Here is a 21,802-nt window from a genome sequence, read left to right on the forward strand (position 1 = left end):
GTCTCCTCGTAACTACTCTTCATAAAATGCGGCACCGTGCCGGAAGCCTTTTGGTAGCGCTTCCATCAGCGTCGGCATCGCGCTGTGCCAGGCTGCGCAAACTGCATGCGCGATCAGGCAAGATTCAGGGTGGAACGTGCAGCCGTCGCTGAGCAATGCGCGCGGCCCGGGCTGCATCGGGCGAAAAAATCAGGGCGCCGGGCGCCTGTGGCGTGAACGGTTCACGCCGGACATCGGTCTCCTTTCGGGCCGGGCCGCATTCCTGTGCATGCGGTTTTTCGGAGGTATTGGAGAGCGGAAACTTACCATTCTCCTGATTATGGAAACGCTTCCAAATCAGGAATGTGAAATATATGCCGATTGAATTTTGATGTCAAGATAAAAAGATATGCATGTTGCGCGTCGCCTTGGCGACGCGCCCGCGCTACAGCATCACCCTGTGCCGGTAGGTCGAAGAGCACGAGATGCATGTGCTCGTGAAAGACGCCGCTGATGTACTTCCAAAGAATCCCCTACCGAACCGCTGCGGTTCACGATCTACCGGGAAACCAGGGTGCAGGTTCCTTCCCGGCAGTCAACGCGCGATGGTCTCGGCGCCGGCATTCATCGAACACCTGTAAAAAAAGCCGACCTGGTTAATGCAAGCTCTGATATTGAGCAAATTTTCAAGGTATCAGCAGCCTACGCTTGAACATGCAGCCAGGCGCGGTAACTGATCGATCAATTGGGCGCTTTGCAGCATAGCAGTAGTAAAGATGTATTCGAAGCAGCATTTTTCAGGGGCAACATCATGAAATCAATCAGTTTGCAAAAACGATGGCTTTATGCGGGGCACTTTTAGGCGCAACTACCACCGTCTGTGCGGCTCGTCCCCACTTTGTGGGGCGTGTGACGTCGACGCTGGTCGGAACCAGTGTGCAGACGTGCTTTAAAATAGCGCGATTGGGCAATAAGGCTACGATCACCGTTTCCGCCAGCGCTAATGCAACAGCGACCTACGTTTGCCAAACTAGAAGTGGACAATGCCCCAACGCAGCAAATAAGACCACGGTTAACACGCAAGTCTCGACATCCGGAAATTTCATCAGCGATAGAAACGGCAACGTTTCAGGCTGTCTTACTCTCGCTGCTCCAGGTCCTGGCAACATCAGGTGCCCATCTAGACAGAACTTCGTCCTGGCGAACGTCACCTTCTCGAATATCACCGTCCAGTCCACCCCGACGGGATCCGCGACTGCAAACCCACCGGTACAAACCGTCGACGTTGGAGCCTGCCCTCGCCGATAAGCAAGGTTTTTCACAGCACGCGACGCGCGCGCATTCGTCCTGCTTCTGTGTGAGACTGCCCTCGTAAAACGCGTAAGTGTCTTGCGAGGGCGCTCTGAACGTAACCAGGCTCGCCCGTCAAAGTAGTTCCCACTGCTTTTGATGGGAACTACCTTGGACACACAAGGAAAGCCGGGCAACCGGACGGCGCACGAACCGAGTGCTCGTGACTGTGGACGCTCGCACAAGGGAGGACGCGTGGCCCCTGTGCGAAGGTTCGACGGGACACGTGCGGAGAATGTCGATTGGCAGCAATGCTGGACGCAGCGCACGAAAGCGCGTCAACAAGTGCCTTGAATTGTTCCCTTGATTCCCGCGCCGGCACCATGAAGACGCCGGCCCACTCCGTGCGCAACATGCGCCCACGCGCGCTACCAGCGCGAACAGTGGTCCTCGGTCACGCCGGCCAGGCGCGTCACGGCCCGGCGCGGGGCATCCGCTGCCGCCCTCACCCACCCGGAAAAGGTGCCGATCGGCTGCACATAGCGGCTGGCCGCCACCAGCAGGTTCTTGTCCTCGCGGCGCGCCCCTTCCGGCGTGAAATGCAGGTCGAGCAAGCCATCGTCGGTGAACACGTGCCACGGCGCGGCCGGATCGCCCTCGACGAACTCGAACGTGGCCGCGCCAAGTCCGGTCAGTTGCCCGTCCAGCCACAAGGCGTTTTCGTGCGCGCCAAAATAGCCGGCCTGCAGGTTGAAGCCCAGTTCCAGGCTGTGCGCCGAGGCCCAGCGCCACGCCGTATTGCGCGCCAGTAAACCATTCGAATAGTCGAAGCTGGCAACCCCACCATCGAGCCGGTACTCGCGCGCGCCGATGCGCACCGTGCCCGTAAGCGCAAGGCCCGATGACTTCTGCGTCGCATGCACCGCCCCGCCCTGCACCGGCCCCACCGCCAGCAACAGCGGCGCGCCCGGTGCCGCCATGGCCGCATCGATCCGCAAGCCCTTGCAGCGCAGCGACAGCTGCCTTGCCGACATCTCGACGCGGCTGCCGGCAAAACTGAAGCGGCTCTGCCCGCCCGCATGGTCGGCCAGGCGCGCCGTCAGCCCAGGAATGCCGTCGCGCGAAAAGCCCGCGACGACGTCGCGCTGGCCGCGTTCGAACACATAAGCAAAGGCCGTGTTGGTCCAGCCGACATCGACAATCGCGATGCCGCAAAACAATTCATCAGTCGCAAGTGCGGTGTAGTGCCAGCGCTTGTGGTGAAAGCGCCGCCACCAGCGGCTGCGCGCGTGCGGCGCAGCCAGGCGGGCCCATTCGAAGCGCGTGGCGGCGCCGGCAAAGCGGCCGAAGGCAGGCACGCCGTCCGGTGCGGGAATGGTCAGGGGCGCGGCGGGAAGTGGCGTCATCGGATAGGCATGGAGAGCGGCGTGCCGCGGTCGCCCAGCCTAGCAGATACGCGCGTGCGCCGGCAAATTTCGGCACCAGAAACGACAATGCCCTGCCGGATAACGGAAGGGCATTGTGCTGTGCTGCTGCGCGCCGGGGTCACGCCCCGGCCCGTGGATGCTTACTGCACCGTGAGGATGACTTTCACGGTATCGTCCACGGCCGACTTGTCGATGTAGCCAATCGCGCTCACATCGGCCGCGACCGCCTTCTTCACCTCGGCTGCCGAGTTGTATTCCTTCGGTGCCGTGCCCTTGCCGGTGAACACCAGCTTGGACCAGATGGCCTTGACCTGGGCCGGTTCCTTCTGCAGCACCTTGCTGTAGAACTCGGTGCGGATGGCCGCGCCCTCGTTGAATTCCACCGGCGTGAACAGCGACGACTTGCCGATGAAGAACTGGGCCGCCTGCTCGCTGAACATGCGCGTGGCCGGATTTTTTGGGTTGACGATGACGACGATTTCCGCAAAGGCGGGCACCGCTGCCGCGAACAAGCCTGCCGCAAGCAGCATCTTGCCGATTGTTGTCTTCATGCTGCTCTCCTTAAAATACAAAGTCGATGCCGGCGGCGTACACGTTGACCGTGTCGTTAAACCCTGGCTTGGCCCTCAGGAACGTGCCGGCGCCATCACGTGGTTTGATGCGGTCGATCTGGACCTTCAACGCGGCGGACTTGTGGAAATCCCAGCGCACCCCGACGGCGTTGGTCGATTGCTGCGCCGCCTTGACCACGCCGTTCACGCCAGCGGCCAGGGGCGCCAGCGGACCGCTGGTCGGCAATCCGGCATACGAGCGGGGGCTGTCCTGCTTGGTGTCGCCATAGAAGTAGTACGGGGTCACCTTGCCGAAGCGATAACCGAACATGGCGTAGTACGAATTGGTGTCGACGATGATGCGCGAATCGGTGCGGCGCATCGCGTATTCGCTCTGCACCAGGATGTTCTTGTAATCCATTGTGAAGCCGACCGAGGTGAACGAACCATCGACATCGGTAATGCTCAGGTCTTGTGCGACCTGGGTCAGGCCAACCCGGCGCAAGGTGGCCAGCAGGCCATCGAGCGCCTTGTTGTCTTCCACGGTCACCTTGGCATCGGCACGGCCGAAGCGCAGGGTGAAAGGACCGTTTTCGGCCACGACGTGAATCGCCGTCGCCGGCTTGTACGTGACCTTGGCACCATCGACGACCTTGGCCTTCATATTGCCAATGCCAGCCTGCGCCGTCAACGTGGTGTCGCCAAAACTGTGTTGATACACCAGATCGACGCCGTCGAACGAATCACCGTTAACCTGGCGATACACTTCGGTGGGTGGTCGAATCATGGTGTTGGCGTAGCCAACCTGGCGGAAGTCCGAAATCATGTAGATCGGCATGCCAATGCGGCCGACGCGAATCGCCATCTCGTCATTGATCTTGAATTTGGCGAACGCCCAGCTTAGGTCAGCACCCCACGAATCGGTGGCATTCTTGCGGGCCAGACCCTGCACGGTGAACGACAGCCAGTTGTTCATCTTGGCCGTGCCCTGGACGCCGAAATTGGAATCGACACCGGGACGCGGGCTCTTGCCCACACCCGCTTGTTGATTCGGCCGCGAAAATACGACGTCATCGGTATCGGTCGCGGTCAGGGCCGCGGTGCCGAATCCGCTGACGGTGAACGTCGGGCCATCGGCCGCGTGCGACGACATGCTGAAGGCTGCCAGGATTGCTGAGACCAGGGCAAGGCGCAGTGGTTGATTCATTCTATCTCCTCAATGGTTCGCTAGTGCTGAAGCTCTAGTGTGGGCCACGAGTAACTATTTGTGTACAGCGAACACGGCTTAATTAACGAAATCGTTGTATTGAAGGAACACAGGCGGGCATTGGTGCGCTTTAATCTAGCCTAACAAATAACTTCTTCTCGAAAGGTAATTTAATGCCATGCCAAACAGAAAAATTTTAGGAATAACGAAGCGCAAGCGTGCATTACGCCTGGCAATCAAATACGAGGAATGAGTAGAAGGTGGAGACTGCCGGGATGCAGCGAGAGGGGATGCGCCGGCCGGGAAAACCGGCGCAATCGGGAAAGGCTTGCGACTGCTCGCCGGGCGCACAGGCCCGGGACGCATCGGCTTATTGCACCGTGAGGATGACTTTCACGCTATCGTCCACGGCCGACTTGTCGATGTAGCCGATGGCGCTCACGTCAGCGGCGACCGCCTTCTTCACCTCGGCTGCCGAATGATATTCCTTCGGTGCCGTGCCCTTGCCGGTGAACACCAGCTTGGACCAGATCGCCTTGACCTGCGCCGGCTCCTTCTGCAGCACCTTGCTGTAGAACTCGGTGCGGATGGCCGCGCCTTCATTGAACTCGACCGGGGTAAACAAGGCCGATTTGCCGATGAAGAACTGGGCCGCCTGCTCGCTGAACATGCGCGTGGCCGGGTTCTTCGGATTGACGATCACCACGATTTCCGCAAAAGCGGGCACTGTCGCCGCGCACAAGCCAGCTGCAAGCAGCATCTTGCCGATTGTTGTCTTCATGCTGCTCTCCTTAGAATACAAAATCGATGCCGGCGGCGTACACGTTGACCGTGTCGTTAAAACCTGGCTTGGCCTTGAGGAACGCGCCGGCACCATCGCGTGGTTTGATATGGTCGATCTGCACCTTGAGCGCGGCGGACTTGTGGAAGTCCCAGCGCACGCCGACCGCGTTGGTCGACTGCAGGCCGGCCTTCATGGCCGTGTTCACGCCAGCCGACAGTGCCGCCAGTGGACCGGTGTTCGGCAAGCCGGCGTAGGAACGGGCGCTGTCCTGCTTGATGTTGCCATAGTAGTAGTACGGCGTGACCTTGCCGAAACGATAGCCGAGCATCGTGTAATACGAGCTCGTGTCATGGATCACCAGCGAGTCGGTCTTGCGCACGGCGTATTCGCTCTGGACCAGGAAGTTCTTGTAGTCCATGGTGAAGCCGAGCGAAGTGAACGAACCGTCGACGTCGGTGATCGCCAGGTCGTTGGCAACGTTGCTCATGCCGACGCGGCGCAGGGTTGCCAGCAGGCCGTCGAGCGACTCGCTGTCTTCCACGCTGACCTTGGCATCGGCGCGGCCGAAGCGCACGGTGAACGGGCCGTTTTCGGCCACGATGTGAATCGTGGTGGCGGGCTTGTACTGGATGCGGTTATCGTCGGTAATCTTGGTCGACATCTTGCCGATACCAACTTGCGCGGTCACCGTGGTGTCGCCGAAATTGTGCTGGTACATCGCATCGATGCCGTCGTACGAGTCGCCATAAATCTGGCGGTACACTTCCTGCGCCGGGCGGATCATGGTGTTGGCGTAACCCACCTGGCGGAAGTCGGAAATCATGTAGATCGGCATGCCGATGCGGCCGACGCGGATCGACATCTCGTCGGAGACCTTGAACTTGGCGAACGCCCAGCTCAGTTCGGCGCCGTAGGCATCGCGTGCATTCTTGCGGGCCAGGCCCTGTGCGGTAAACGACAGCCAGTCGTTCATCTTGGCGGTGCCCTGGATGCCGAAATTGGAATCGACGCCCGGACGCGGGCTCTTGCCCACGCCAGCGGCCTGGTTGAAACGTGCGTATTCGACATCATCCGTATCGGTGGCCGTCAGGGCGGCAGTGCCGAATCCGCTGATCGTCACGGTAGGTGCACCGGCGGCGTGCGACGCCGCACTGAAGGCTGCCAGGATCGCTGTGACCAGGGCCAGGCGCAGTGGTTGATTCATTCGTTTTCCTCAATAGGTTGCTTAATTCAGGGAACGAATTGTGGACTACGGGCAACTATTTGGATACCGAGTATCTCTTCAAATTTACAAAAACGTTGTTTTCAGGAAACGAAAGCAGGCATTGGTGTGCCTGAATATGGCCTGACAAATAGCTTCCTCAGAAAGCTTATTTCTCTTGCATGCGAAATAGAATATGCATTCTCACAACAATGCCGGTGCGGGCGCATTTGCAGAGCAATGCGCTGCGATCCGGGAGGAAAAATAGGATGTTCGAAAGATGAAAGGGATGCCGGCAGCGGCAGGCGCCTCCACTGCCGGTACGGCAGGCTCAGCCGCCGGGGAGAAGTACGAGGAATACCATGGCCACGCCGAACAGCAGCGCCGCTTGCAATGTAAACACGATAGCGGGAATTTGCAGCTCATCAGGAATCTTCACGATCGCCTCCACGGTTTGTTGATGTGACAACTTAGACCACTGTCATGCTGCAAAGTTCCCGTTAGCGTTTGGGCAAGGGAATGAACTCGGTCTCGCCAGGCACCTTGTCGAAGCGCTGCCGCTCCCAATCGTCGCACGCGCGCGCGATGCGCTCCTTGCTCGACGAGACGAAATTCCAGACCATGTGGCGATGGCCGTCCAGCGGCGCGCCGCCGATGACCACGAACTGCGCGCCGGCGCCGCTGTAGACGCTCGCGCCGGTGCCGGCGTCGAGATACGCCATCGTATGCGGCGCCAGCAGCTCGCCGTCGATGGCGATCTCGCCGGAGACGGGATAGATCGCCGCTTCCGGCGGCAGGTCGTCGAGTTCGATGCTGCGGCCCGCGTCGAGCGCGATGTCGAGGTACAGCGTTTGGCTGAAGGTCGCCACCGGCGAGGTCTGGCCGAACGCGCTGCCGATCAGGACCCGCACCAGCGCGCCGTCGAGCTGCGCCAGCGGGATGCTGCTGGCCGGCGTGTGCGCAAAGCTCGGCGCGTCCTCCTCGTGTGCGCGCGGCAGCGCGGCCCACAGCTGCAGGCCGTGCGAGCGGCGCGGCTTGCCGGCCAGATCAGGCGGGGTGCGTTCGGAATGGACGATGCCGCTGCCGGCCGTCATCCAGTTGATCGCGCCCGGCTCGATGCGCTGCACCGAACCGACGCTGTCGCGGTGCTCCATCGCGCCCTCGTACAGATACGTCACCGTGGCCAGCCCGATGTGGGGATGCGGGCGCACATCGTGATTGGCCTCGGCCGGCGCATCGATGGGACCGAAGTGGTCGAAAAAGATGAACGGTCCGACCGCCTGCTTGGCCGCCGCCGGCAGCACGCGGCGCACGCGAAAGCCGCCGCCGATATCCTTCTCGTGCGGCTTGAAGAAGTAGGCGATGCTCATGGCCGCACCAGGGTGGTGGTGACTTCGGTGGTCACGCCGGTCATCAGCTTTTGAATGGGGCATTTCTCGGCTGCGGCCAGCAGGTCGGCGCGCTGTTCGTCGGACAGATCGCCCCCGAATTGCAGCGCGGCCGACAGGCGGTACACGCCCTTGCGCTCTTCGCTGGCATCGCGCTCGATGGTCACTTCGATATCCTCGACCGGAATGCCCTTGCGCTTCGCGTACCAGACCACGGTGAGGGCTTTGCAGGCGCCAAGAGCTGCGTCGTACAGGTCGTGCGGAGACGGTCCGGCATCGGCACCGCCCTCCTCGACCGAGCCATCGGCGGAAATGAGGTGATTGCGCACGTGAACGATATGGCGCATCGGCTGCGACAGGTCGCGCTTGACGGTAATGGACATGGGGTTCCTTCTGGACGAGGGTGGCTGTTGGCGGAATTTATACCCTTTCGCGGCAGCGCGCATCCCACGAAATGGGGAGAGCCTCCAGGACGCACGCCACGCACCTCGCATGTCGGAACCGTCCACGCCGTCCGGAGGCGAGTGCAGGCATACCTCAGGTGAAAACGAATGGCTTGGTATAGGGTGTCCGGTAAGGCGTTCCGGAGACATCTTCACCGTTTTTGTACACGTACCAGTTTCCCCAACTCCGATCAGGATGAATTGTAAGATAGCCATCGCCAAGTTCCATATGAATCGGCAAGGTATCATCCTCCTTGTAAACCCATACCTGCACCGCATCGCCCGGTAACAATTCGACTTCCTGAGGGGTCATCTCCAGATAAAGCGTGATTGGGGTCGAAAGCTTATTTTCAAACGCGAAAACTGGAACGAAATCGGGAGGTGGATTGGAAGAGAACATTATCTTTAAGGTGGTGAAGTGCTGCATGATTAACAATATCCGGACATTGAAACGGCCGGTATCGGGTTGCCGGCGCAGCCGTGGCAAGATAAACTTTCAGGGCGCGACGATATTGCGCGCTACGCGGAAGCCCACGATGTCGTTGCTCAGCTGCGCCGAAAAGCCATTGCGCAGCGCCGAACGCAGATAGCGCGGGTTGTACAGCCACGAGCCGCCGCGCAGGATGCGCCGGCTCTGGTCCCCGCCCTGCTCCCACGCCTCGGCGGTGGACGGCGCGCCCTCGTAATTGTCGTGCACCGTGTCCTGCACCCACTCCCACACATTGCCGTGCATGTCGTACAGCCCCCACGGATTGGGAGCGAACAGCCCGGCGCGCGTGGTGCCCTGGCGGTATTCGCCCTTGGGACTGCCGTTGTAGGTGTAGTTACCGTCGTAGTTGGCGAGGCTGGTATCGATCTCGTCGCCGAAGCTAAATGCGGTTTTGGTGCCGGCGCGGCAGGCGTACTCCCACTCCGCCTCGCTCGGCAGCCGGTACGTCTGCCCGGTCTTCTCGCTCAGCCAGCGTACGTACTTTTGCGCGTCGTGCCAGGTCACGCCCACCACCGGATGGTCGTCGGTCTGGGCAAACCCCGGCTCGGCCCAATTGACCTCGCCGTGCGGCTGCCAGCCGGTGGCGCGCACGAAATGGCGCCACTGGCCCACCGTCACGGGAAAGCGCCCCATCGCCAGCGGCTGCTCGATGCCGACCCAGTGCTGCGGCGTTTCGCGCTCCACCCACGCTTGCTGCGAGCCGGCCCGCATCGCGATCTTGCGTTCGTGTTCCGGAGAGCCCATCTGGAAGCGCCCGGTCGGCAGCAGCACCAGCTCCGGGCCCTTGCCCGTCCCGTCCAGAAAGCGGTCGCGCAACACGCCCTCGGTGTCGGCAACGGGGCTGCCTGTTTCCGACAACTGGGGCGCCGGTTCGGCCGATACTTCGGCCACGCTGCGTTCGGCCATCTCTTCGCGCGCACGCTGCTGCTCGGCGCGATATGCCGCCACCGCCTTGGCCTGCATGGCCTTGCGCTGCTGTTCTTCGCGCGCCTTGCGCTCTTTTTCGGCATCGGCCTCGCGCCGCTCGCGCAACTGCTGGCGCAGCGCCTCCTTGCGGTCGCGCTTGGCCGCATCGGCTTCGGCGCGTTCGATCGCCTCCTGCTCCTTGCGTTGCTTTTCCTTGAGCAGATGGGCGGCCGCGGCGGCTTCCGCCTCGGCCTTGCGTTGCACCGCCAGCTGCCTGGCGCGCTGCTCTTCCTGCAAGCGCAGCGCCGCCTGCTGCGCCGCGTGCGCAACCTGCTCCTGCGCCTGGTGCGCGGCCTGCTGCGCCGCCAGCTCCTGCGGCGACGGCCCTACCGCCCCGCGCAGGGAGGCCAGCAGGTCAGGCACGGTAGCCGGACGCTGGTCCGGATCGAAGGCGAAGCCGCTGCGCAGCGCATCCCATTCGCGCGCCGACAGCGCCTCGGGGCGCGGCGGCTCGTGACCGGCGCTGCGCGGCCCGTCGAACGGCATGTGCCCTTCCACCATCTGGTAGATCATCACCGCCACCGCATACACGTCGAGCGCGCGGCTCGGCTGGCGTTGCAGGGTGCCCGCTTCCGGCGCGCGGTAGCCGGCCGTACCCGAATTGCCGGGCGCCTCCAGGCCGATGCTGCTTGCGCTGCTGCGCGCGCGCGCGGCGATGCCGAAGTCGAGCAGCTTGACCTCGCCTTTTTTGGTGAGGAACACATTGCCCGGCTTGATATCGCGGTGCACCAGCTTGTGCTTTTCCCACGCGTACTGCAAGGCGTCGGAAATCGGCGCCAGCAGTTCCTGCACGCGCGCCAGGCTCAAAGGGCCTTCGCGCGCCAGCAGGCTGTCGAGATCCTCGCCTTCGAGGCATTCCATGATGATGAAATAGCTCGACGTGGCCGGGTCCTGGGCCCACTCGTAGACCCGCACGATGTGTTCATGCGCCAGGCGGCGCGCCTGCGTCGCTTCTTCGATCAGCAGCTTGGCGTGGGTGGCGCTCTGGGTCAGCTGCGGCGGCAGGATCTTGAGCGCGACCATCGCGCTGTGACCGAGTTCGGCGTGGGTCGCCAGGTCCATCGCCTGCCACACCTGGCCCATGCCGCCCTGCGCGATCAGCTGTTCCAGGCGGTAGCGGCGGTTTTGCGGGCCGATCTCCTGGCCCACCATCAGCCCGATCTCGGTGCCCTGGCGGATGTGTATCGCCGGCGGCGCCATGGGCGTGCCGCTGCCGCCGGGCGGCGCGTACTCCGCGTCCAGGATGGCGTTCTTGCGGCTGTCGAATTCCTGCTGGCTTAACAGGCCGTCTTCGTGCAGGCTGCGCAGTTCGCGGATCTTGTCTCTTGCCGTTTGCATCTGTCCTGTCAAGGTTGGATCGCCGCGCCGCATTCGGCGCAGAATTTATCGTTAGAACCGGCCCGGTGCCCGTTGGGGCACATGCGCACCAGCGGGCGCGGGGCCTGATCATAGCGCACCTGGGCACCTCCCTGCGCCACGCCGGTGCCGAGCGCCGCCTGCGAGGCCAGCGCCGCCTTGTTCACATCGTTCTGCATCCCCAGCAAGTCGAGCTGGTGGCGCCGGTCCTTGTCCACTTCGGCGTCGCGCAGCGCGCGTTCGCGGTCGACCCGCTCCTGCGCGCCGCGCGCCGCTTCCGCCGGCGTGACGCTGTACGTCGCCGCCACCACCGACGCCAGCGCCGCCAACTGGTGCGGCGTCATGCTGGCGTGGACCTGGGTTTTCATCACGTCGGCCAGCGCTTGCGCGTTGGGGCCGGCCGCCAGCGCCACCTTGCCGGTGTCGCTCAGGTTACCGATGGTCGACACGCGCGAAATCTCGATGCGCGCCAGTTCCGCTTCGTGCGCCTGCTGCGCGAACTGCGTTTCGCGCTCGTGGCCAAGGCGCTTGAGTTCCTGCTGCCAGGCCGCCTCCTGCTCCTGCTGGCGCAACGCGTGGCGCCGCTCTTCCGCTTCCAGTTCGATCTGCTGCGACTGGCGCGTGTGGCGTCCGTCGGCATCGATCGTGCGCAGCAGCTTCTCGTGCTGGGCGATGGAGTCCTGCTGCGCGCCGCCGCGGCGCAGGGTCTCGATTTTCTGGTTGATTTCCTCGGCGTCCGCCTTCGCGCCGGTATCCTTGAGCATGTCGGCGCGCAGCAGGTCGCGCTTGCGGTCCAGCGCCAGCTGTTCTTCCCATTCGGCAATGCGCTCGGCCTCGCGCTTGTGGGCCGCATTGGCCAGCGCCAGCGACTGCCACTGGGCCTTGTGCTGCTCCGCTTCCATGGCCATCTGGCGCTCGTTGGCCGCTTGCTGCGCCTGATGCAGGCGCGCCAATTCGGCGCGTTTGCGCGATTCATCTTCGATGCCCAGCGCCTGCGTGATCTTGTTCTGGATCTGCTGCTGCAGCAGCTGGTGCGAAAAGCGCTGCTGCGCGAGCTGGCGCATCTCGAGCGCCCCCTGCTGCGCCACTTCGAGTTCGGTGCGCATGCGAAGCTGGGCCAGGTGGCGCAGATGTGCCCATTCGGTCGATTCGTCCTCGCGCGCCGCGCCTTTCTTTGCCAGTTCGTGTTCCAGTTCATTGACGATGTCGCCCGCGCCACGTTCGAGCGCCTGTTTGCGACTCTTGGAGTCGACGATGCGCCCATACAGGTCGATCTCGCGCGCACGCAGCGATTGCAGGCGTTCGGCGTTCTGCAAGGTCAGCTCGGCTTTTTCGATGCTGTCGTCCTGGCGCAGCTCCTGGCGGCGGTAGCGCAGGCGGTTTTCCTGCTCCTCGCGCCGGATGCGCTGCCATTCCTCGTCGTTGTACAACTGGTCGAGCTGTTTCGCGTGTTCCAGCTTCACGTGGCGCTCGTCGGCCACCAGCCACAGGGTGCCGATGCGAGCCTGGTGCGCATCGAATTTATCGTGGCGCAGGGCCAGCGTGTCGACCTGCGCCACCGCAAGTCCGTACTGCGCCAGGCGCAGCTTGAGCGAGCCTTGCAGGCGCTCGTCGAGCTGGGGCCGCAAATCGCGGTTGCCCGACATGTCGCGGATCGACTGGCCGGCGATGAATTCGGCCGCCAGCTGGCGCACCGACGGCTCCAATAGTTCGCGCAGGTGGCTTGAGGTGACCGCGCCCGGCATGGTCATGAAATGCTGGGCAAAGGCGCTGACCTGTTCGATCTTGACGCTGACCGTGAAGCGCGCCCCGATGGCCAGGTGTTCGGCCGTCAGCAGGTCGTCGAACGAAAACTCGACCGGCATGGCGGCGGTGCGCGTGATGAGGATTTCGGCGTGCTGGTTGCGCAGCAGGTGATTGAGGCGCGTGAAAAAGCCCTCGATCTCGTACTCGCCCTGCGGCACCTCGGTCGCCTGGCCCGCCTGGAGGATGTAGGCGCGCGTGGTGGCCGGTACCCGCAAGGTCTTCACGAACAGGCCGGAAAGCTGCTCGACACCGAAAAACACGGCCAGATCGTCGGGGCCGGGAATCCAGCGGTTCTCGCGGAACACCGGCTCGTTGCGCGGCGCGCCCAAGGTCAGGCCGCACCGGGCGCAATAGCCGGAATCGCCGGCATTCTGATGCTCGCAACGCGGGCAGGCCACGCCGCCAAAACCAAACATCTGGAACATATCGACTCCTGGTTGTTCAACTTGCACCACTTTTTACCAAACCCACCCGGCCCGTCCGATTTTAGCAGGGGACGAGGCGCACGACCGTCGCGCACGCCGGTAGTTGCTTTACTATTAAACGCATGTTCAGATAATCCCGATCCGCTCGACCAGCGCCACGCTGGCGCCGCTGGCGCGCACGGCATCAAGGAACCCCGGCGCCAGCGCGCCTTTCCATGCCTTGGGCAGCAAAATCCGGTCGCCGGCGACGGCCTGCTGCAAGATCAGCGCGCATTTCGGCGCGCAGCCTTCGACGGAATCGACCCGCCCCGCATGCCAGGCGCCCGAGCACCCGCTCGCGATGACCCGTCCGCGCGCCAGAAACTCGCGTCCGCGCGCCATGCGGTCGGCCATCACCAGCGCCAGCTCGAACGAATTGCCCTGGAAGCGCGCCTGGGCGAAGCGCACCACCGTGCGCCAGCGCCCCAGCGCACGGCCGTCGAAATGGCGTGCCCCGGCCAGCGCCTGGCGCACCGCCAGCAGCTGGACCGGATCGAGCCCGGGCGCGGCGATCGTTTCCTCTTCCTCGCCGCCCGCCCCGGCCAGCGGATAGACATTCACCTCGACCCAGCACAAGCTGTCGTTGATGCCGCCGCTGTGCAGCGGGAACCAGGCGCGCGCCGCGGCCACGCTGGCAGCGCTGTCGGGCTGCCCGGTCAGGGCGCCCAGCCATCCCAGCCCCTGCGGCCCGCCCAGCAGCGCGTGCCCGGGGGCGTTGGCCACGTCATGGCCGTCGATGCGGCCCAGCTGCCATTGCTCGGACCAGCCGTTGGCCAGCACCGGGCCAACGGGCTGCCACACCCCGCGCACCATGCGGTCGGCCAGCACCACGGCCAATTCCCAGTCGCGTTCATGGCGCCCGGGAGCGCGGTCGATGCTGATGACCACCTGGTCGCGGCTGTCGAAACAGCCTTCGGTCAGGCGCGCCAGACGCACCACCTGCTGCATGCGTTCGGCCAGGGCGGCGTCGCCGGCGCCGCTGCATTTGACGTCGGCACGGCCGGCGCGCGGACGCAAGGTGGCGCTGACGGTCAGCAGCGCGCCGCCGGCCAGCACGCTGCGGCATTCGGCGCCGTGACGCTTTTCGGTCGGGACGCTCATGCCGGCTCGCTTTCAGGAACAAGGACCGCCACGCGGCGCGCCGCGCACGCGTATTCGAGATTGGCGATGATGCGGTCGGCGTCATCGAACAGGGGCGCGAGATCGCCATCGGCCGCCAGTCCCAGGCGCGCCAGCAAGGCCCAGGCTTCGTCCAGCGCGGCACTGGCGCGCAGGCTGTGGCGCGTGCGCGCGAGCTGGCGGTCGGCCGGCAGCGTGTCGCCCGGCGCGGCCAGGGCCAAGGCCGGCATGGTATTGACCGACAGGCTCACGTTGTCGAGCCGCTGCAGCAGCGCCATATGCTGCTGGAACAGCGCCTGGCCGGGCGGCAGCACCGCCATGCGCAAGCCATGCATCACGCAGGGCAACTCCAGGAACAGGCGGCGCAACGCCTTGGCGTCGGCAGCAGCGGCGTCGAAGGGCACGGCGCTGCATATCGGCTGCGGCTGCGGCTGCGGCGCCCGCACTTCCGGCATGCTGACCGCGCACGCCAGCAGCAGCGCGGCGTAATCGACACGCTCGCCCAGGTCGACCAGTATGCAATCGTCGACACTGATGCCAAAGCGGGTATATAACAGTTGGTTGAAGCCGGCGCGAAAGGCATTCCATTCGTCCAGCGTGGTGCACGGCGGCAGCTCAAGATGGCCTAGCGCCAGTTCCTGCTGAAGCGCTGCTTCGATGGCGGCGGCGAAGTCGCCCAGGCCGAGCGTGTCGCCCGCTTCGCTGGCCAGGTACAGGTCGAAGCGCTGCTGCGCCACGCGCGGATCGGGACCATCGACCGCGAACGACAGGCGCAGCCCCAGTTCCGGGGCTGCGGCGAACGGCAGCAGGTCGACGCCGTACGGCCCCGGATGAAAGCAGAACGCGGTTTCAATGTCGGCCAGGATGATGCGGCTGGCCTCGCCCACGCGGCGGGTGTGGCCGCCCGTGTCGGCCACCACCCCGATGCAGCCCTTCGGCACGGTGCAGCCGGAGTCCATGCGCAGCGCCAGCGTGGCCGTGCCCAGCGCCAAGATATCGGGCGGCGTGGCCTTGGCCTGGCGCCTGAACAGACCGATCATCGCATTCCTCACACGTGCACCGGTTCGACCGCGAAACGCGCGCCGAACTGCTGGAAGTGCGGTGCGGGCGCGCTGTCGAAGGGCCAGCCGCATTCCACTTCGCCGTCGGCGTCCAGCCGGCCTTGCAGCAGGATGGCGCCGCCGCCGTCGACCACGCGCAGCATCGGTTGCTCGCGCAGCAGGCGCGCGGCGAACGGCGCGGCGGCGTCGAGCGACAGGATCAGACGCCAGGCGCCATCCTGCGCCACGAAATGCAGCGCCCAGTGGCCGTCGTCGGTCAGCAGGCGGGCCAGATCGGCGCCATCGGAGGCGGCACGCAGCATGCCGGCGCTCCCGCTCCAGGCGTCGTCGTTGGCCGCGCGCGCGCCGCCGCGCTCGATGGCCAACTGACGAAAGCGGCGCAGGGTCAGCGGCGAGGCGCGCAAGGCGGCCAGTTCGGCGCTGCTCAAGGGGTGGGTCCCATGGATCGCGGCAAGCAGCACGGAATCGCCCAGCATCAGGCGGTCGCCCTCCACGCGGCGCGACAGCAGCAGGCGCGCGATCAGCTTGCGGTCGGGTTCCTGGTTCGTTTTCACATCATTCTCCTTCATGGAACTGCCTCCAGCAGGCTGGCGATGGCGGCGTCGCGGCGCTTGCGCAGGGTCGGCAGCGAAATCTGGTCCAGCACCGCCAGTTGCTGCATGGTCGGCAGCTCGCCGGTGGCCGGGTCCAGCCATTCGCCGGGATAGCTGTCGTCCAGCCCACCCAGCATTTTCAGGTACACCGCCAGCCGCACCGGCAGCGAACAGGCGGCCAGTTGGCGCGCGCTCCAGCTGCCGTGGTCTTGCGCCGCCCACGCCAGTTCCATGAAGCGGGGGGGCAGTGAAAGGCTGACGGCTATCGCGCTGTCGTAGGGTTCCGGCTCTGGCGCGGCCTCCGGTGCCGGATCGGGGTCCTGGGCGTCGGCGTCGTCTTCGCTCTCCGGCGCCGGCTGAATGCGGCTGTCGCCATCGTCCACCGCAGCGTCGCTCACGCGCCACAGGTCTTCGAGCCAGTTGGCCGCCTCGCCGGCATCGTGCAGCCAGTCGCGGTCGCGGTTGGACGACAATTCTTCGTAGTCGCCGATCTCGGTGAGCATCCCGGCGATCTTCGGGACGTTGTTTTTCAGGTTGGCGAAGCGTTTCGATCTGGTGTGCAGGGGACCGGCGCCGCCGCCGAAGCGCTCCAGCGACTCGCTCCAGCGCAGCACCCACTCCGCCTTGCAGGTGCCGATGGAGCGCATCTGGCGCACCTCGATCGGCATTGCCACCACCTCGCGCCCCAGGATGGCGGCCACCTGCCCCGCATGCTCGCGCCATGCGCCGAACAGGCGCGCGATGTCGCTGTACGCGGTATCGAGCATGCGGTACGCATACATCTTATTAGGACTGCAACTGCGCCCGCACGCGGCCTGGTAATTATCCGAATCGACCTTGTCGCGCACGCCCGCGTACATGTCGTTGATTTTCTTGCGCAGGATGGCGTCGCCCCCCGGCGTCGTCCAGAACGCGCCGATTTTCTGGTGTTCGTTGGCCACGGCGGCGCACAATGCGGCCCAGTCGGCGGGGCGCGCCTGCAGCTCGTACAAAAGGCTCAGTGACAGTTCCAGCGCGCTCTCGCCATAGCTGTTGGCGGGGGCCTCGGCGCGCGCCGTGCGGGCGCACGCGTGCAGCGCCTCCGCCGTCAGGTCGACATAATCGGCCAGCGTGTCGGGCCTGTCCAGCAAACGCGCGGGCGAACTGACGGCGAACGCCTGCAGGGAGCAGTGCCCAAGCAGTTTGCGCACCTGTTCCCAGCCCTGTTCCTGATACCGGGTTCCCGGCAAGCGCATACCATCCCCATCGTTGTGTCAGCATCAAAATGATGCCATAGACCGGGAATCGGCAAGGCGCGCTTGAAACCCCTGTTTACCCTTCTGTTCCGGATTCTGGGCGGCCATCGCCCCCAGCACGGCGGCCACGATGGGCGCCGCGTGCTCGCCCCCGGTCGCGTCGGAATGGCTGACAAAGGCCGCCACCGCCAGGCGCCGGGTCTGGCCCGGCAGGCTGCCCGGCTCCAGCCAGCCGGTAAACCACACCGTGGCCAGTTCGCGCCCATCGACCACCGACGGCGAGGTGCCGGTCTTGCCGGACAGGCCACGCCGGACGGCGTCAAACCCCGCCCCGCGAAAGGCGCCGGCCGCCGTGCCGCTGTCGACCACGCCCTTCATCCCGGCCCGTACCCGGTCCACCCGCACGCCCAGGGCCGTCCGCTCGCCCGGCAGGGCGTCACGGCCGTCGAGCGAGAGCAGCAGGCGCGGCGCGACTACCCTACCCTCGCCCACCGCGCCGGCCACCAGCGCCATTTGCAGCGGCGTGACCTGCATGCGCAGGCCGATCGCCATCTGGCGCAGCTCGTGGCGGGTGTGAATCGGGTCGATGTGCGCGGGACTGGCCTGCAGCGCGTCCCAGGTCGACCACGCGAAGCCGGGCGGCAGCAAGCCGCCATCGAGGCGCGCGGCCTGCTCGAAGCCGAGGCGGTGCGCCATCGCCACGATCGGACGCACACTGTCCAGGGCACCGCCATCGAGCGCCTGCAGGTCCGGCGCGCCGCCATCGGGTCGGCCGAACAGGCTTTTGTCGCTCAGTTCACCGGACCAGGCAAACCAGGTATTGAGGCTGTAGGTCAGTGCCTGGGACAAGCCCAGGCGGCCGTCCTGCGCGCGCCGGTCGAGGTGCTGGTCCTTGTAATTGGTGATGTGGGCAAGCTTGGTGTCGAGCGGATAGCTGGCCGCGTTGGTCTGGAAAGCGAAGCCTTTCGACTGCGCCATCCGGTTGATCGCCGGCAGCGGCAAGCCGGCCAGCAGCGCCTCGAGCTGCGGATCGCGTCTGGCCGCCAGTTCCAGGCCCAGCGCGCTGATCACCTTGAAGGTCGACCCGGGACTGCGGTGCGCGCCGCCATCGTGCTGGAGTGCCGGCAGGCGCAAAGGGCTGCGGGCCGGATTGGCGCGGTCGAAATCGCGCACCTCGTTCCAGTTGCCCGGGGTGACGGCGCCGCCGCCGGCGCCCGCCGCCGCCAGCACGTCGCCGCTGGCGGTATCGAGGATGACCAGGCCAGCCTGGCGGCCGGGCATCACGGCCTGGGCTGCGCTGCAGGTGGCGCCGTTCCAGCGGCCGCGCCGCATGCCGACGCAATCGAGCGCCTGCTGGCTGGCCGTCTGCAACGCCAGGTCGAGCGTCAGCCGCGCGCTGTGCGCCACGCCATCGGGCGCCGGCACGCGGGCCAGCATGCCTGCCACGCTGTTGGCATGGGCCGCGCGGATGCCCAGCAGCGGCGCGAGACCGGCATCGACCGCCGCCCGGGTTGGTTCGCCGCCGCTCCACACAACCGTGCCATGGCGGTCGGCCAGCGTCACGCCCGCGAGTGGCGCGGCGCGCGCCGTGGCGCTGTTCGCGGCCAGCGGCTGCCATGCAAGCTGGCCACCGGCCAGGCGCAGATGGCGATATTGCTGGTCGCCCGCCAGCCCCGCCATGCGCAGGGGCGCGGCCGTGAGGGTGATTGCGCGCGCGCCCGGTTGCAGGTCGAGTACCAGCGACTGGACCGACGCAGGCGACGGACAATCGCGCCCGCTGCAGGCATCGCGCGGCTGGCCGCGCAGCTGCGCGCCGTCGAGCGAGAGCAGGCGTCCGACCAGCATCAATTCGATCGACTGGCCGGCTTGCGCCGCGCGCGGCAGGGCCAGGGTCAGGCGCGCGGGCGCGCCGGCGGCGGCATCCGGCCAGGCGCCGACCCGGGTCCATGGCGCCCAGCCTTGCGGCACATCGGCGAACAGGCGCGCGGCGGCGGGCGGCATGGCCGCCGTGGTGGATGCCGGCGCAGAGGCGACGCTGGCCTGCCATTCGCCGCCTTGATTCGGTTTGAGGCGCCATGCCAGCAGGCGCCGTTCGCTGTTGAACACCTGGACCTGCTCGCGCACATAATCGCCGTCGGCCATGCGGTACAGGCGCTTGAGCAGCTTCAAGGCAGCGGCATCAAGACGCGCGCCGGGCCAGCCGGCCAGTTGCGCGGCGCGCGCGGCGTCGCCGGCCGCCTGCCAGGCCGCCAGGTCGCGCGGCGCCAGTTCGGCCAGTCCGCTGGCGCCGAGGCGCACTAGGCCATGCTGCTGCAAGGCCAGGAACAGCGCCTGGTCCTCCAGGCTGGCGCGCGGCAGTACCGGCACCTGATAGCGCCCCGGCGACAGCCATGCCGACAACGCCGGGCCGTGCGCCGGAAATGCCACCACCAGCGCCTTTGCGGCGGGCGTCGCCTCGCCGCTGCGAAACAGCTGGACCAGCAGCTCGCCGGCTTGCGGGCAGCGGTTGCTGGCACGGCGCTGGAAACGCAAGGCGGCGCCTTTCCATACCAGCCAGCCCTCGCGCTGCAGTCCGACCGAACCGCGCGGGCCGCGTACGGTGCCGCTGGACTCGCCCAGCCAGCGCGCGCCGACGTCGGCCCCGGCCCAGTCGAGGCGCAACGCCGAACCGCGCGCATCGGCGAAATCGGGCAGCGCCATGCCGCTCAGCTGCACCTGCGGCATATCCGCCACATCGGGGCCCGCCAGGGCGATGTTGCGCAGCGTGACCGGACTGGCCGAGGCGTCATTGCGCGCGACCCAGCGCGCCACGTCGGCGAAGCGGTAACCGATGCGCAGCGGGAGCAGGCGCGGATTGCCGGTGTCGAGCATCTGCGTGCACAGGTCGATGCGCACCGGCGGCGCACTGCGCAGGCTTGATGCGATCAGCAGGGTCGCGTCGCCATGGGCGGTCACGCCGATGCCGGATGTGCGCGGCACGCTGAACTGCGCCCCGGGCAAGGCTGGCTGCAAGGCGTCCACCGACACCGGCAAGCCGGCGCCGTGCAGGACGGCGGCGCCGGGGTCCGACGACGCGGCCAGATGACGGGCATGGGCGGCGATCAGCAGCGCGCCCGCGGCGGCGGCGACAATGCCGGCAGCGCCGATCCAGTGCGCGCAAGTCAGCGTGAACGAGTGTGGCGCGGAAGACACGCGTGAACCCTGGCGCAGATGGCGGGCGCGCCGCCGTGCCGTCCAGCGCCCTGACCACGTTTGCACAACCGTTTCGAGCCAGCCTCTCATTATTTCTCCGCAAATAAGGTGGCACGCCTCGCGCGTGGCCTGCCCAGCACTAGCGGGGGGCGGAGCGAAACCGCGCAACGTTATCAACTGCACAAGGTTGCCGGCCAAAGTTACGGAACTTACGTCTGCCCCGGATTGTGTTTCATTTGTAAGCAGGTGAATCAATCTTCCTGAACCACCACATCGCTTGCTATATTGAACTCATAGGATTTCACAAGGAGAAGTAAAAATGAAGCGCACCCTGACCTTTGCAGCACTGATCACCCTTGGCGCCGCCGGTTTCATGCCTCTGCCGTCGGTCGCTCAAACTGATTTCCGCGTGATTATCAATACCGCTCCACCAGCACCGCGCTTCGAGAGCGTGCCGGCGCCCCGCCGCGGCTATGTGTGGGCGCCAGGGTTCTGGAACTGGGAAAACAACCGCCACGTCTGGACCGCCGGCCGCTGGGAAAGCGCGCGCGAGGGCTACGAGTACCGCCGCAGCGAATGGATCCGCGATAACGACAGCTATCGTCTCACCCGCGGCGGCTGGCAGCAAGTGTCGCAGCGCGACTACGCGGTAGTGCGCGTGGCCCCGCCAGCGCCACGCTACGAACGCGTGCCACGTCCGCGCGCCGGCCATGTCTGGGTGCCCGGTCACTGGGAGTGGCGCGGCAACCGCCACGCGTGGGTCGGCGGCCAATGGATGCGCGAACGCGCAGGCTATGTGTACTCGCAGCCAACCTGGGTCCAGCGCGATGGCCACTGGTTCATGGAACCGGCCCGCTGGAGCCGCCATGGCGAAGGCCGTGACCGCGACCGTGACGGCATCCCCGACCGCCTGGAAGGCCGCGACCGTGACCGCGACGGCATCCCGGACCGCCTGGAAGGCCGCGACCGCGACCGCGACGGCATCCCGGACCGCCTGGAAGGCCGCGACCGCGACCGCGATGGCGTCCCGGATCGTCTGGAAGGGCGTGACCGTGACCGCGATGGGGTCCCGGATCGCCTGGAACACCGTGACCGCGACCGTGACGGCGTGCCCGATGCCTACGACCGCGACCGCGATAACGACGGCGTGCCGAACCGCGCCGACCGCGACCGCGATGGCGACGGCGTTCCGAACCGCCGCGACAACCGCCCCGACAATCCGCGCCGCGATTAAACGGTCATCAAGCTTG

Annotated in this window: 15 protein-coding genes and 2 pseudogenes; 2 read left to right on the forward strand and 15 right to left on the reverse strand. The window is 65.8% G+C overall.

What is annotated here, in order from left to right:
• Window positions 1–1,697: 1,697 nt before the first annotated feature.
• From RBA40_RS19220 to RBA40_RS19290, 15 genes are all read right to left on the reverse strand, one after another.
• On the reverse strand, window positions 1,698–2,675 hold the full coding sequence (locus RBA40_RS19220; protein ID WP_306649368.1) for a DUF2804 domain-containing protein: 978 nt from the start codon (window positions 2,673–2,675) through the stop codon (window positions 1,698–1,700).
• Window positions 2,676–2,836: 161 nt separating this feature from the next.
• The gene (locus tag RBA40_RS19225; RefSeq protein ID WP_306649369.1) at window positions 2,837–3,247 is read right to left on the reverse strand and encodes a hypothetical protein; all 411 of its coding nucleotides are present in this window, start codon (window positions 3,245–3,247) and stop codon (window positions 2,837–2,839) included.
• 10 nt (window positions 3,248–3,257) lie between these two features.
• A complete protein-coding gene (locus tag RBA40_RS19230) occupies window positions 3,258–4,454 on the reverse strand; it encodes a porin (protein ID WP_306649370.1) in 1,197 nt (398 codons plus the stop codon).
• A 370-nt stretch (window positions 4,455–4,824) separates the two neighbouring features.
• Window positions 4,825–5,235, reverse strand: a complete 411-nt coding sequence (locus RBA40_RS19235; protein WP_306649371.1) for a hypothetical protein — start codon at window positions 5,233–5,235, stop codon at window positions 4,825–4,827.
• Between the two features lie 10 nt (window positions 5,236–5,245).
• The gene (locus RBA40_RS19240; protein ID WP_306649372.1) at window positions 5,246–6,442 is read right to left on the reverse strand and encodes a porin; all 1,197 of its coding nucleotides are present in this window, start codon (window positions 6,440–6,442) and stop codon (window positions 5,246–5,248) included.
• Window positions 6,443–6,939: 497 nt separating this feature from the next.
• The gene (locus RBA40_RS19245) at window positions 6,940–7,809 is read right to left on the reverse strand and encodes a pirin family protein (RefSeq protein WP_306649373.1); all 870 of its coding nucleotides are present in this window, start codon (window positions 7,807–7,809) and stop codon (window positions 6,940–6,942) included.
• On the reverse strand, window positions 7,806–8,210 hold the full coding sequence (locus tag RBA40_RS19250) for an OsmC family protein (protein ID WP_306649374.1): 405 nt from the start codon (window positions 8,208–8,210) through the stop codon (window positions 7,806–7,808). Before RBA40_RS19250 ends, RBA40_RS19245 begins: the two co-directional genes overlap by 4 nt.
• A 154-nt stretch (window positions 8,211–8,364) precedes the next feature.
• Window positions 8,365–8,697: a hypothetical protein gene (locus tag RBA40_RS19255; RefSeq protein WP_306622215.1), complete on the reverse strand. Its 333-nt coding sequence runs from the start codon at window positions 8,695–8,697 to the stop codon at window positions 8,365–8,367.
• Window positions 8,698–8,766: 69 nt separating this feature from the next.
• Window positions 8,767–11,064 (reverse strand): SUMF1/EgtB/PvdO family nonheme iron enzyme, encoded by a 2,298-nt coding sequence (locus RBA40_RS19260; protein ID WP_306649375.1) that lies wholly within the window; start codon window positions 11,062–11,064, stop codon window positions 8,767–8,769.
• Between the two features lie 8 nt (window positions 11,065–11,072).
• On the reverse strand, window positions 11,073–13,313 hold the full coding sequence (locus RBA40_RS19265; RefSeq protein ID WP_306649376.1) for an SPFH domain-containing protein: 2,241 nt from the start codon (window positions 13,311–13,313) through the stop codon (window positions 11,073–11,075).
• A gap of 126 nt (window positions 13,314–13,439) precedes the next feature.
• Window positions 13,440–14,453, reverse strand: coding sequence for a hypothetical protein (locus RBA40_RS19270; protein ID WP_306649377.1), 1,014 nt, complete (start codon window positions 14,451–14,453; stop codon window positions 13,440–13,442).
• Complete coding sequence (locus tag RBA40_RS19275) at window positions 14,450–15,511, reverse strand: hypothetical protein (RefSeq protein ID WP_306649378.1); 1,062 nt, start codon at window positions 15,509–15,511, stop codon at window positions 14,450–14,452. The genes RBA40_RS19270 and RBA40_RS19275 overlap by 4 nt, the downstream gene beginning before the upstream one ends.
• Window positions 15,512–15,519: 8 nt before the next feature.
• Window positions 15,520–16,101, reverse strand: coding sequence for a hypothetical protein (locus tag RBA40_RS19280; protein ID WP_306649379.1), 582 nt, complete (start codon window positions 16,099–16,101; stop codon window positions 15,520–15,522).
• The gene (locus RBA40_RS19285; protein WP_306649380.1) at window positions 16,098–17,360 is read right to left on the reverse strand and encodes a hypothetical protein; all 1,263 of its coding nucleotides are present in this window, start codon (window positions 17,358–17,360) and stop codon (window positions 16,098–16,100) included. The genes RBA40_RS19280 and RBA40_RS19285 overlap by 4 nt, the downstream gene beginning before the upstream one ends.
• Window positions 17,361–17,384: 24 nt before the next feature.
• Window positions 17,385–20,552: a penicillin-binding transpeptidase domain-containing protein gene (locus RBA40_RS19290; protein WP_306649381.1), complete on the reverse strand. Its 3,168-nt coding sequence runs from the start codon at window positions 20,550–20,552 to the stop codon at window positions 17,385–17,387.
• Between the two features lie 373 nt (window positions 20,553–20,925).
• Between RBA40_RS19290 and RBA40_RS33705 the strand changes: the two are divergent.
• Both RBA40_RS33705 and RBA40_RS33710 read left to right on the forward strand, forming a co-directional pair.
• Window positions 20,926–21,294, forward strand: a pseudogene (locus tag RBA40_RS33705) (YXWGXW repeat-containing protein); the annotation flags it as partial.
• Window positions 21,295–21,636: 342 nt separating this feature from the next.
• Window positions 21,637–21,786: pseudogene (locus tag RBA40_RS33710) on the forward strand (thrombospondin type 3 repeat-containing protein); the annotation flags it as partial.
• Window positions 21,787–21,802 lie beyond the last annotated feature (16 nt).

The organism is Massilia pseudoviolaceinigra (genome assembly GCF_030846505.1).
GTDB classification, from domain to species: domain Bacteria; phylum Pseudomonadota; class Gammaproteobacteria; order Burkholderiales; family Burkholderiaceae_D; genus Telluria_A; species Telluria_A violaceinigra.

What these genes read in the sequence shown, in the direction of transcription:
- RBA40_RS19220 (WP_306649368.1), bottom strand. Translation starts at nt 2,675, where the DNA reads ATGACGCCACTTCCCGCCGCGCCCCTGACCATTCCCGCACCGGACGGC.
- RBA40_RS19225 (WP_306649369.1), bottom strand. Translation starts at nt 3,247, where the DNA reads ATGAAGACAACAATCGGCAAGATGCTGCTTGCGGCAGGCTTGTTCGCG.
- RBA40_RS19230 (WP_306649370.1), bottom strand. Translation starts at nt 4,454, where the DNA reads ATGAATCAACCACTGCGCCTTGCCCTGGTCTCAGCAATCCTGGCAGCC.
- RBA40_RS19235 (WP_306649371.1), bottom strand. Translation starts at nt 5,235, where the DNA reads ATGAAGACAACAATCGGCAAGATGCTGCTTGCAGCTGGCTTGTGCGCG.
- RBA40_RS19240 (WP_306649372.1), bottom strand. Translation starts at nt 6,442, where the DNA reads ATGAATCAACCACTGCGCCTGGCCCTGGTCACAGCGATCCTGGCAGCC.
- RBA40_RS19245 (WP_306649373.1), bottom strand. Translation starts at nt 7,809, where the DNA reads ATGAGCATCGCCTACTTCTTCAAGCCGCACGAGAAGGATATCGGCGGC.
- RBA40_RS19250 (WP_306649374.1), bottom strand. Translation starts at nt 8,210, where the DNA reads ATGTCCATTACCGTCAAGCGCGACCTGTCGCAGCCGATGCGCCATATC.
- RBA40_RS19255 (WP_306622215.1), bottom strand. Translation starts at nt 8,697, where the DNA reads ATGCAGCACTTCACCACCTTAAAGATAATGTTCTCTTCCAATCCACCT.
- RBA40_RS19260 (WP_306649375.1), bottom strand. Translation starts at nt 11,064, where the DNA reads ATGCAAACGGCAAGAGACAAGATCCGCGAACTGCGCAGCCTGCACGAA.
- RBA40_RS19265 (WP_306649376.1), bottom strand. Translation starts at nt 13,313, where the DNA reads ATGTTCCAGATGTTTGGTTTTGGCGGCGTGGCCTGCCCGCGTTGCGAG.
- RBA40_RS19270 (WP_306649377.1), bottom strand. Translation starts at nt 14,453, where the DNA reads ATGAGCGTCCCGACCGAAAAGCGTCACGGCGCCGAATGCCGCAGCGTG.
- RBA40_RS19275 (WP_306649378.1), bottom strand. Translation starts at nt 15,511, where the DNA reads ATGATCGGTCTGTTCAGGCGCCAGGCCAAGGCCACGCCGCCCGATATC.
- RBA40_RS19280 (WP_306649379.1), bottom strand. Translation starts at nt 16,101, where the DNA reads ATGAAGGAGAATGATGTGAAAACGAACCAGGAACCCGACCGCAAGCTG.
- RBA40_RS19285 (WP_306649380.1), bottom strand. Translation starts at nt 17,360, where the DNA reads ATGCGCTTGCCGGGAACCCGGTATCAGGAACAGGGCTGGGAACAGGTG.